11 protein-coding genes are annotated in these 10,420 nt (G+C 54.4%); 1 reads left to right on the top strand and 10 read right to left on the bottom strand.

Annotation, left to right across the window (positions count from 1 at the left end; genetic code table 11):
• The coding region (locus BLV20_RS13095; RefSeq protein ID WP_256577764.1) for a contractile injection system protein, VgrG/Pvc8 family at positions 1–308 on the bottom strand (308 nt) is incomplete at its 3' end.
• A 479-nt stretch (positions 309–787) separates the two neighbouring features.
• Here BLV20_RS13095 and BLV20_RS13090 point away from each other — a divergent pair.
• A complete protein-coding gene (locus tag BLV20_RS13090; RefSeq protein WP_092302047.1) occupies positions 788–1,048 on the top strand; it encodes a hypothetical protein in 261 nt (86 codons plus the stop codon).
• Positions 1,049–1,559: 511 nt separating this feature from the next.
• On the opposite strand, the gene BLV20_RS13085 is transcribed toward BLV20_RS13090, so the two are convergent.
• The 9 genes from BLV20_RS13085 to BLV20_RS13035 all read right to left on the bottom strand — a co-directional run bounded on the left by BLV20_RS13085 (position 1,560) and on the right by BLV20_RS13035 (position 10,343).
• Complete coding sequence (locus BLV20_RS13085; protein ID WP_256577763.1) at positions 1,560–2,402, bottom strand: KilA-N domain-containing protein; 843 nt, start codon at positions 2,400–2,402, stop codon at positions 1,560–1,562.
• Positions 2,403–4,745: 2,343 nt separating this feature from the next.
• Positions 4,746–5,303, bottom strand: coding sequence for a Panacea domain-containing protein (locus BLV20_RS13070; RefSeq protein WP_175540188.1), 558 nt, complete (start codon positions 5,301–5,303; stop codon positions 4,746–4,748).
• Between the two features lie 722 nt (positions 5,304–6,025).
• A complete protein-coding gene (locus BLV20_RS13065; RefSeq protein WP_092302037.1) occupies positions 6,026–6,460 on the bottom strand; it encodes a hypothetical protein in 435 nt (144 codons plus the stop codon).
• Positions 6,461–6,724: 264 nt separating this feature from the next.
• On the bottom strand, positions 6,725–7,516 hold the full coding sequence (locus BLV20_RS13060) for a hypothetical protein (protein WP_092302035.1): 792 nt from the start codon (positions 7,514–7,516) through the stop codon (positions 6,725–6,727).
• A 186-nt stretch (positions 7,517–7,702) separates the two neighbouring features.
• Positions 7,703–8,107: a putative periplasmic lipoprotein gene (locus BLV20_RS13055; protein WP_175540187.1), complete on the bottom strand. Its 405-nt coding sequence runs from the start codon at positions 8,105–8,107 to the stop codon at positions 7,703–7,705.
• Positions 8,108–8,149: 42 nt separating this feature from the next.
• Positions 8,150–8,758, bottom strand: a complete 609-nt coding sequence (locus tag BLV20_RS13050) for a tail assembly protein (RefSeq protein WP_092302033.1) — start codon at positions 8,756–8,758, stop codon at positions 8,150–8,152.
• Positions 8,759–8,768: 10 nt separating this feature from the next.
• Complete coding sequence (locus BLV20_RS13045; RefSeq protein WP_092302065.1) at positions 8,769–9,149, bottom strand: hypothetical protein; 381 nt, start codon at positions 9,147–9,149, stop codon at positions 8,769–8,771.
• Positions 9,150–9,261: 112 nt separating this feature from the next.
• Positions 9,262–9,867: a hypothetical protein gene (locus BLV20_RS13040; RefSeq protein WP_092302030.1), complete on the bottom strand. Its 606-nt coding sequence runs from the start codon at positions 9,865–9,867 to the stop codon at positions 9,262–9,264.
• On the bottom strand, positions 9,864–10,343 hold the full coding sequence (locus BLV20_RS13035; RefSeq protein ID WP_371914310.1) for a hypothetical protein: 480 nt from the start codon (positions 10,341–10,343) through the stop codon (positions 9,864–9,866). Before BLV20_RS13035 ends, BLV20_RS13040 begins: the two co-directional genes overlap by 4 nt.
• Positions 10,344–10,420 lie beyond the last annotated feature (77 nt).

Raw genomic sequence — 10,420 nt, 5'->3', positions numbered from 1 at the left:
TTGTGGCGCAGGTAGTTGAGCTGCGGGGTCAGGCTGATGCTGTAGCGGGTCAGCTTGCGCCCGGAATCGCCCTGGGCGATGCGGTATACCAGGCCGTGGATCAGGCCTTTGCCCGTACTGCCGAAGGTCAGGCAGGCCGGCTTGTGCAGCAATTCTTCGAGCTTGAGGTCGGGACGCGCGCTGACCAGTTCGATATCGAAGCAGAAGGGCTGGTTGAGGGCTTCGCGGCCAACGAAACCGAGGACCTGAAGGTCGACCGAGGCGCCTTCGATCGTCAGGGAAATATGGGTAGCGTTAGCATCCAGCATGCCGTGAAATCCATCCATTGAATAAGCAGGGGGGGGGCGGATGGTGGCGCAATCAACTAACGGGCTCAAGTCAGTAGAGGGCTTGAATTCGCTATGGGCAAATAAATCAGATGGTTCCTACAGGCCTTTTCCGGTCCGTCTTACTTAGAGTCGATAACGCCTTGTGGATAAGTACTGTCAGCTCCCTGATTGCTGTTACGTCCGGTCACTGACTGAGGATTGTGCTGAATGGGGAGGCCTGCTTACCCTGGGTCGGTCGCTGCCAAATCAGCGGCCGGGTGTAGGAACCCGCCTTACGATACGTACAGCTTCCGAGTAGAATCGGCCGCTTTTCGCCGCCTGTCTGTTATGGCGGCTGTACGTAGGCACGCTTTGGCGTGACCGGATCGTGTAGCCGGTTCCTACCCTGCGTACAGCTGCCACCCGGCCTGTAGGAAGGCTTGGTGATGGTTCCTAAATATCTACACGGAGCTTCATCAATGAACGGATATATCCCTCTACAAACCCCCACCGAGAATCCCGTCCTGCTGATTGATAGCAATGCAGCGCTGACGGATTTGCTGGCCTGCGCCGACCAGCGCGTACGTGCCATCCACAAACTGATGACCCGTCTGTCCTGCATGACCGCCAAAACGGCAGATGAAAGTGATCTGTTCCAGATCGCCGATATCGCCGCGCTGCTGCTGAGCGATGGAGTGGCCTTGCTTGATGCTGCGCAGGGCAAGGCGATGCAGGCCTGAGGAAGGGAGCGATAGCCGTAGCAGAGGTATCGTCAAATCGCAGGCAATAAAAAACCCCTGAATCTTTCGATTCAGGGGTTTCGGTATTAGTGGTGCCAGAGACGGAATCGAATAGTTGGCTGTAGGCCTTTATTTTAAAGGGTTTTGCTTTGATTGATATATAAATCTACTCACAAATCTACTCTCTTTCTGAAATGCGGCTCTGTTTTGATCCTGCCGACGACGGGCGAAACGGTGCTGATTTCCTCTGTATGAGCCCGACGAGTGGTAAGCCCGCATTGCCACACTTTTGCAGTGATGGTGCTGGCGTTGTTTGGCACTTACACACTGAGGTGTTCTTGCCATTGCCTCGCATCAGCGCTACCCCGTATCAGGGTAGTGGTCATTCATGGGGGGAGTGTTGGTGGCTACCCTGGATTGTGCCATCTCACCGATGGCCGGCCCCTAGAGAGAGTGGGCTCCATCAAGTCGACCGATGCCGGTATCTCGGCATCGGTTTTAAATCAACAGGTTACGCTAGCTTTTCCAGTAGTGCCGGCAGGTACTGTAGCGCCACCGGGTCTTTTTCCTGAAAGTATGCCCGGCATCGTTGTGGAATCCACGTATCGTAGAAGTACAGTCGGAAATCGCTTAAAAGCTCTATGGGGTAAAGTCGGGCGTCGACAACACGCCCATCCAGATACTGATGTTGATAGTTCGGAAAATTTTTTGGCTCGATGCCTTTTTCTTTACGCAGCCAACCAGAAAACATTCTCCCGCTAGAGATGTCAGGGATCATATTTTCGGGCAGAACATAACCATCAGCCTCTAACGGTGCAATCAGAGCCAGAACAATTTCATTGAGCATCGAGAAGTGTGTGTGGGGAATCTTCGCTCTGTTTGCGATATACCGCTGGAGATGTACAGGGACACGCGCGGCATTTTTTGGAGATACCCCTCCAGCCATCCATTCGGTAATCCAAGCGGTCACCTGGACAGCGAAATCTGCCGATAGCCACTGAGCAAGGTGGAGAGCTACCTGGGGATGTACCCAGGTACCTTGGTAATTGCCACCTTTTACTGACTGTACCAAGACCGCAATCGGTAGCTTGAGCGACTTAGACAAAGCCTCAAGAAAATCACTATTTGTCTTTGTAGTATGATAGTGGCTAAATTTTTTATCAGCCGCTTGGCACATAGCTGTGGCGTTGATGTATCCATCTACGGCGCGCTGGTGAATTAGGTTGCCTTCCATCTCGTGCGGAATAACCGGCAAATCCATTTGAACCATTTTGTTCCCCTCGTGGCGATAAGGTGACTTGTCCTGCACCCAGATGCCCTGGAGTGCTGGGTTATCCGAGGTCTTCGGCGTCACACTGAGCCCTTATACCGGGTCTAGTGGCACTCGGCTATTGCCCTTTAGGATTGTGCTTCTTGCTTCGATGGGAAGGTTGTCTATATCTAACTCCCATGATGGGTTTAAGCGCCTATGGCTAGTAGATGCCGGAAATTCTCTACGCATCTTCCTGCGGCGCGATCCAGCAAGGCTGGCTGAGCTCCCATTTCGGTAGGGCAGGTGCCGCGACACGCTTTCATTATTCGTGAAACGTGTCGCGGTAATGATGGCGCATATTTGCGCTATGAACCAAAGCTGGATGATCTTCCGCCGCGGGTGAAATACCCCTGATCAGGGGTATTTAAACACCATCCATCATCTGGACAGATTACCCGGCAGAGCCAAAGTGACGGAATCCCACTTTGGTCCGGATGGCTCAAATGTAAGCCGTCGGCTCGGTTCGTGCCTGCTTTAGCCTGCTGTCAGGTGTGCAACTGACCAGCTTTACTCGGTCTATCCATGCCGATACTGAGGCCCATTTTATGGACGGGCGACGATCCTAGGCTAGCGTCATGAGTACAGGTCAAACAGTTGGCCTGCCCATGAACCACTTGTTCAAAGGAAAGATAATGGAGCGCTATAGGAACTTAGGAGGAGACTCAAATGTGGCTGCATTTGAGATAGGGAATGGATCTATCACGGTCGAGTTTAATGACCGGTCGCAGTACCTGTACACCGATCAGAGTGCGGGGCCTGGGTCTATTGCGGAAATGCATCGGCTGGCTAGGGCCGGTAGAGGACTGAATAGCTACATTGGGCGTGTTGTCAGGAAAGGTTACGCAAGAAAAATTCGCTAAGAAACGGGGTGTGCGACACGTTTTGTGAATTTCGAAAACGTGTCGCGTACTCAAGCATGGAGCATTTAGGACGCCGCCCTGAAGCTGCGTAGCCATATGAGCCACGCAGCTTTCAAAGCGGTAATGGAGCTTTTTGTTTGAGAGGGCTACAGCGGCAAGACCAGGGTAGGAGCCACGTGGCAGAAAGGGGCAAAGCAGGGAATCCTGCTTTGAGGGACATGGTGAATATCACCACACCTTGGCCAGAATTGAAGGGGGGCTCACTTAACGCCCCCATGATTTAAAGGTGAGCCAGGATCACATTTGCTTGAAGGTGTTGCTGTCATCGCAACACCTGCTCCAACCTGCTGTCAGGGCAGGCGAATCACTTGTATAAACTCTTGACGGGCTCCGGCGCCAGCAGAGCACCTATCGAGCTGAAAGGCACGCAGCGATTGGGCTGCGGCCAAATTGGCCCTTGTCTGTGGCAGGAAACCCGTCAAGGCCCTGTCAAGTATTGCTTGGCGCGCTAAGGATTTATCTGGCCCGGTATTTCACTACCTCATCTCGCCGCTTTTGGCCTAGCGATTGATCGAGCATTTACCTTGACGGCGACCTCTCGGATTTTAGACGCGGCTGGTGCTGGACAATCTGCGCGAATGCCCGCAGAGCGTTGTCCTGTATGGCTTTCAGCGTTCCAACTGCTGGTGGCGCCAGATAAATCCGTCAAGACCTGTAAAGAATTTCGTCAAGGCTCCGTCAAGGCTGGTCAAGGATTATGGCCGCGTTTGCTTGGTTCGACCGTGGGCCACTTGTCCCGTAAGTGACTGTCGCGGTCCCTCACTGTTTCTGGACATGGTGGCTGTCCGGCTGCCTACCCGATCTGCCGCCAGCCCGTGCTGGCTTTGGCTCCCAGCCCGAGTTGGATAATCTGCGGCCTCTCCGGGTGTCCAGAGCCTGTCCAGAATCCGTCTGAGGTCTGTCAGGGGTATGAGACGGCGAAAGCCAGGTTCTTTGACGGCCGCCGCATGGATAGGCCTTAGACGCCCACGTTGCGCGGATTCCGTCTTATGTCTGTCTTACATTCCGTCAAAGTGAAGGTTGATGATTAACAGCTTTTATGGTCGGCCATAAGGGGGCGTTGGTCGTTATAGGCCGTGCTGCTTTAGAAATCTGGCGATCTTTGGTTTTACGTCGGGGGAAGCGTCAAAGCCTTCTCGAATACGCAGGAACTCGTCGGGGAGGAATGGATCGTGAGTTCTGATCTGTTTTTGCGCCACGCCAGTCTCGAGGGCGTCTGCTCTTCTTATCACCGCGTCACGGTAAACGACCCAGCTATCATGTTTAACGAATCGGTGTGAGCCCAGCGAAAGAATGCATGTCGTATCTGCGTATTTGCCCGAATAAACGGAGGAGATGTTCACGAGCAAAACAACGTTATCAGCGTGAAACGGACAATAAACTGGGTCGTTGATCACTATGTGTAAATGATCAGAGCCGCCAGTAGGAATCAACAAAGTTCCTTTCTGAAGTATTGTCCCTGGCATCAAATGAACTCAGATATTTTCCTAGCAAGGGCCCGCCGCTCGCGGAGATCCTGCGCTTTGCTTTCAGCAAGATCTTCACCAACGCCGAGGGCTATGAAGGTAGATTTCGGATCAATATCTACCGAGGTGCCGTGCGGGTCGTGCCATTCGGGGATGTGCTTATGAGTGTAGTCCCGAAGCTGGTATTTGTTCATGTGCCCAAATTGATGCCAAACGGAGTCAAGTACCGAAAAGTCCGAACGGCTCAGTTCATCAAGGTCGTCGAAGTTTTGCAGCTCTCTAGCCAATTTCACTTCGTTATCAGATGGCGGAGAAATCCATGAACTCCACTCAGCCGATCCGCGCTTACCTTTGATTAAATCTAAGGTCGCAGACAAAACGGGGCCATGAGGCATCGAAACTGCTCGATCCTCTGACATTGGAACGTCAAACCTATTCATCGACTCTCTATCAGCCAAATACATCAGCTTGATGAGCTTCAGATTTGGCAGCGAACCTTCGGCGCGGGCCAAGAAGAAAGCCGCAATCTGCGCTACCTTCTGTTCACTGAAAATCACGTGTTACCTCTCTTCCCCACTCCTTGGGGTGGTCCAGCATACAAATGGTCGCGAATTATCAACCGACCTACAGGTTAGTCAATAGGCCTGCCCACAGGTTCAGCCCAACGGTATCGACCTCTCCGGCGAACGGTGCACGCTGCTTGCGTTAGCTATAGCACTCCCTGGGCACCCACGCACGTCCAGCACCATAAAGAATCGACATAACCCTTCTGCTCGAGTGAGTAAACCGTTGAGAGCGGGGAGTGTTCTGTTCATGACGTGGGACACTCAATACTCCACTGTCAGAACGTTTACTCTGCAAGTTTCGAGGTTTCCAGTCGAAACACCTGCTTTTGGTGGGAACCACCGTGGAAATCTCGCGCCTGGAAACCTCAACATTTCTCAACAGGCAGGCCGCCAAGGTTCGCGCCCGCATCGCGTAAGAGGGTGCGAACCAAGTGCGCGAACCTTAGGTGCGAACTTGCTGCCGGTACGCATCGGCAGGCGCGTACCGATCGTGCGTACCTGGCTGCGTACCATCGGCACAAAGCTCGCTCCCAAGGAGCATTCGCGCACTCCAAGTGCGCGAAGAAACTGCGTGAAGGGTGCGTGAAAACTTGCAGAGGGGTGGGCTTCGCGCATTCACCAGGTGCGCGACGGACGTGGGTGAAAGACTGCGCGAAATACGCCGGCCGGAACTGGGCGCCAGCCTTTCACGGAGTATTTCGCAATAGGGTTGGCTACGAGTCAATGTGCTCAATCCTGATGATAACCTCGCTTGGGATTATTCGGCCTGAGCTGGGGCGGATTGAAACTTCGCGTTCTTCAGGGTACTTCGGCTGTTGAGATTCGATGGCTACCACGCCGTGCTGTTTGAACAGTGTGTCGTCGATCCAGTAGACGACTCCTGGGATGCTATTGCCGTCTCTATCATGGGTAGCGAAACACTCTGCTGTCTTCTTATCTCGAGTGGTCGAGATGAACGCAGAGCCCCATGTCCCTGTCTCGATCTGTTGAGCATTTACTGCATTTTCCTCAGAGCTCCCATACGTGAAGGTTCCGTCATAGCGTGCTTTGCCATCATGTAAGGGAGTAACTTCCCCTTTATCGCCGTTCACCTTGATCAAGCCTGCTGATGCGGTGTGGATTGCGAGCGAGACGCCTCTGTAGAGCATGTATTTGCCTCTTGGTTGGAAGATGGGCGAAACCGTGGATATCAGAGTGGATACCGCCCAACCTGGTCAGCGCCAACGACTTGTCAAAACTTGACATCGGACGGCGCGGGAACCTGACAAAACCTGACATCGAGTCGAGTGCGCAAGCCTACCGTGATGTTGACAAATGTTGACATCGGATCGGCCTGGAGCCGATGACAACGCATGCGGCCTGTTAGCAAAAGTTAGTCCAGTGAGAGGTTTGGCTAATCGCAATAATTCATGTCACAGAGCTTCTGCGAGAATTTTGCTTTCATCCCTTGCCAAGTTGTTCCGTAGTGCGTCTGCCAGTTCTTTTGATTCTCGTGCAACCTCGGACAGATACTCTCGTCTCACGACTCTAATGCAACATCCAACCTGGCTGGGTATGTGTGCCGAGAATAGAAATTCGCTTTTCTGAACCTCTGTTAGCACTAGCTCACCCTCGAGGTTCCTCTCGCATTCGAATATGGGTGAATCTACGACGATGATCGGAAAGGCGAATGCCAAACGCGGTAGCTTTCCCTCTCCTCTATCTTGAGATACTCCGTGGCAAGCTTTTAATGCCGCTATAGCTGCGCCGAAGGCCTCATCGTGATTACCTCCCATGGCCTGGCGGAAACCATAACCTCCACGGTTAGGGCGTTGTATATATGCAGCCAGTAGAGGAAGTTCGCGCTGTATTCCCATCGATATACGTTTTGCCAATACGGCGCGGGCAACACCAGATTTAACGCCAAAAGCATCTAATCTATTTGAGGTTTTGAGTACGTCATCGGACATGAATACTACCCAGGGCTTTTGGGCTGACTTGCATTCAACGACAAAGGAAATGTCCAATATTCCAATCCAGTCCGGATCTTGCGCAAGCACATCTATTTCTCGTCCTTTATCGGCTTGGGGGTCGGCAAAGGTGGCAGATTGTCTAACATCGAACCCTGCCTCGCGAAATGCCGCCGCCGCTTCCATTTCCAACGGGAAGCCGGTTTTATTTAGCCATTCAGTGACGCTCTTGGTTAGCGTGCCAGATTCCTTCATAGGCAGAACCTCAATTTAGAATGGGCTTATGTTGGAGCCGGGCGGCTCCGTGACGGAGATCCCTGTGATGGATGGTAACCAGGCGTGGTGGTTACTTTTGGTGGTTACCGGTGTGGTTCCCCACTCTCCAGCAAGGCCGCCAGTGAGAGACGATATGATCTCAGTGGGACTATATCGCCTGTTTGCCTAGTAGGCTGTGGGCGTAATAGTGATGCCGCCAGGAGTGACCGAAAGGCGTCGTCTGACCGATTCGCCAACCTTCAAATCAACTTCGGTTTCTACTAGCCCGCCGCCGCCACAAGCCGCGCTCGGTTTGGCGCCGATAACGTGCTTGCCCGGTGCTAGCCCGAACCGGGCAACCTCACCGGCAGCAAACTCGGCGGCCAATGTTCCATCGATATAGAAGCGATGGTTACAGCCAGCTCCAAACATTCCGCTGTCCCGTGTCACAACCAACTGGGAACTTCCATTGGAGCTGAAAGCAAAGAACCTTGATGGTGGGACAGGATCGGCATTGCTGGCGGAAATAGGGGAAGTCGAGCACCCCGACAATAAAAAACTGACCAATCCCATCATCAAAATCCTTCGCATAACTCTCTCTCCATCAAAAGGGTGAATGTAGCACTGACTGGATCAGACCTGATCCTCCGCATAAATCCCGGCACTGATGATTGCGCCACCCCATCGACGGTAGCCGATGCAGAGCGGCACCGGGTTGCCGGATGCAGTGGTGTTTCGGGCGCTGCCAAACGCATATCCGGGTTGATTTTCCGGAGCGGCGCTGGTCTTAAGGCCTTTTGCTTGGGGGCTGAGCATCTGGATTACGCCACCGGCTGTAGAAGCCACCCCAGCCGCGATAAGGCTAGCGCCGAGCGGGGTGGTAGAGCCGAACGAGAATGCTCCAACTATGACCAGCGCAATGCCTAGGACTGTTTGCAGCAGGCCGGCACGCTTGCTCCCGCAGATCACTGGAACAATCTTGATCTCGCGACAACCACCCAGTTCAAACTCTTCCTCTCCGACATTCTTTCCATTGCGGTAGACGGTGAACTCCAGCCCTTTCGCTTTGGCGTTAGCCAATTCCCGAAAGAACCCTGGATGGTTCACATCGATAGCTCTCATTGCTTCCCGAGTATCCCCGCGATCAAGGAGAAAGGTGTGCTCTTTTCCGAACTTCTTACCGAGCGATCCGCACAAGGTGATTTTGGTTCGCGGGGTGTACTCAATTGCTAATGCGGTCATTTTCGTTCTCCTATGGATTGATGGCTGGGGCCGTGGTGCCCAGGCGAATGGCGAGCAGGGATCGCGACATGCGCGCCTGATCGAATGTCACCTGCTCGCGTTGAGGGTCGTAGTTCCAGATCCGGTCGTAGATCGCCTTGTATGCCCTTGCACCCCGGAACGTTCCTCGCAGTAGATCGGCCGAAATTCGGGCCTCCTCTTCGGTGAAAAATGGCCCGTCAATGGTCACCTTCTGGCCATCGCGGACGTGCTGAACGTCCCAAACCAAATAGCCAGAATCCGGGCCCTGTTTCAGAGGGTACGATTCAAAACGATTGGTCTTGCACGCCTCCTCGAAGCGCTCTTGATGAGTAGGCGGTCGGCTCGCCGCGTTACTGTCCTGTTCCGTCATGTATACCTCTGGTGCGCCGCTGGCGCTGGTCATGGGCTGATGCCCGGTGGTGGTGCTCTGTGTGTCGCGACACGTTTTGCGAGTGACCAAAACGTGTGGCGTACCGAAAGAGTTATTTGCCGACGAGGCGCAGGTCTGGCGGCAGCTTCGGGCCGAACGGCGCACCAGGTGCAAACGGGTCGGGCAGCAGGTGCTCCGGGCATTCCCTGATGAATTGCGCAGTCGCGAGCTGGCAGGCGTTGAACAGCGGCGCGTCGTTCCACTCTTGGCCACGGCGGGCGGCGCTGTCCTCGAGCGCGTAGGCGAACACCAGATCGGCCAGGCTGGCCAAGCCATCCTTCCGTGCCGTCTCCCGCTCCACGGTGTTGATCGCCAGCAGGTCGCACAGCCGATCGAATCCAAGTCCTTCGGCTAGTCCCTCGGTGTCCAGCACCAGAGAGCGACCGAAACCAGAAAGCACTGTGCGCAGGTCTTGCCACTCCGACCCGCGGTGGTCGGTGGCCGCCTGCTCAATCTCGGCGATGGCGCTGGCGGTGAATGGCAGGTACTGGCGCAGTTTGCTGGCCTTGCGGCGCATGGCCCGACGCTCTCCGCGGATCGAATCAAGCCGCTCTCCGAAGATGCGGCAGATCCGCCGAGTGGTGATCAAGCTGGTGCTCATGCTGGCGCCCGGTTTTTTGGCAATGTCCACCAGGGTGATAACGAGACTGGTGCTCATGGACGAGCCTCCATAGGTGTGTTGTCGTAGCTGGCGCGCAGATGGGCGCCAGTCGTGCAATGACGGCCGGTGGGCGCGTAGCAGCCCCGGCAAGCCATGATGTGGTTGAGGTATTGGTCGCGGGCACGGCGCCACTCAGTTGTGGCTGTGGCGGCGCTAGCGTGCGGGCTGCTGTAGAGCAGCGCCGGCCGCTCGATGCGGTTGGCCAGCATCAGACGCGGGCGCTCCGGATCACGGCTTGCCAGATTCGTCTTGTTGTTGCTCGCGATGGTTGGGGGCATGTGATTGAGCAGGGCGGAAAGGAGGCTCACAGCGTCACCTCGCCCCGATTGTTCGTAATCCAATGTTCCTGTGATTTCAAAAACACCGGCAACAGCGGCAACAATGGCAACAGCCCCGTAAACTGTGGCCTCCAGGCGTTGCGGATGCTGCCATTTCGTTGCCACCGGTTTTTTACCGGCAACAGTGATAACCAAGCAGATGGGTAGAACCGCTTACTTATGTTGAAAATGAGGTGTGTGTTGCCAGTTGTTGCCACTTTTTTTATAGGCTG

Origin of the sequence: Pseudomonas sp. NFIX28 (genome assembly GCF_900107395.1) — a bacterium.
Classification (GTDB): domain Bacteria; phylum Pseudomonadota; class Gammaproteobacteria; order Pseudomonadales; family Pseudomonadaceae; genus Aquipseudomonas.
The sequence above is the reverse complement of the archived record's forward strand: the minus strand, read 5'-3'. Positions and strand labels throughout refer to the sequence as shown.

Bases quoted from the DNA above. Each gene is read 5' to 3' on its own strand.
- BLV20_RS13090 (WP_092302047.1), top strand. From the start codon at position 788: ATGAACGGATATATCCCTCTACAAACCCCCACCGAGAATCCCGTCCTG.
- BLV20_RS13065 (WP_092302037.1), bottom strand. From the start codon at position 6,460: ATGCTCTACAGAGGCGTCTCGCTCGCAATCCACACCGCATCAGCAGGC.
- BLV20_RS13060 (WP_092302035.1), bottom strand. From the start codon at position 7,516: ATGAAGGAATCTGGCACGCTAACCAAGAGCGTCACTGAATGGCTAAAT.
- BLV20_RS13055 (WP_175540187.1), bottom strand. From the start codon at position 8,107: ATGCGAAGGATTTTGATGATGGGATTGGTCAGTTTTTTATTGTCGGGG.
- BLV20_RS13050 (WP_092302033.1), bottom strand. From the start codon at position 8,758: ATGACCGCATTAGCAATTGAGTACACCCCGCGAACCAAAATCACCTTG.
- BLV20_RS13045 (WP_092302065.1), bottom strand. From the start codon at position 9,149: ATGACGGAACAGGACAGTAACGCGGCGAGCCGACCGCCTACTCATCAA.
- BLV20_RS13040 (WP_092302030.1), bottom strand. From the start codon at position 9,867: ATGAGCACCAGTCTCGTTATCACCCTGGTGGACATTGCCAAAAAACCG.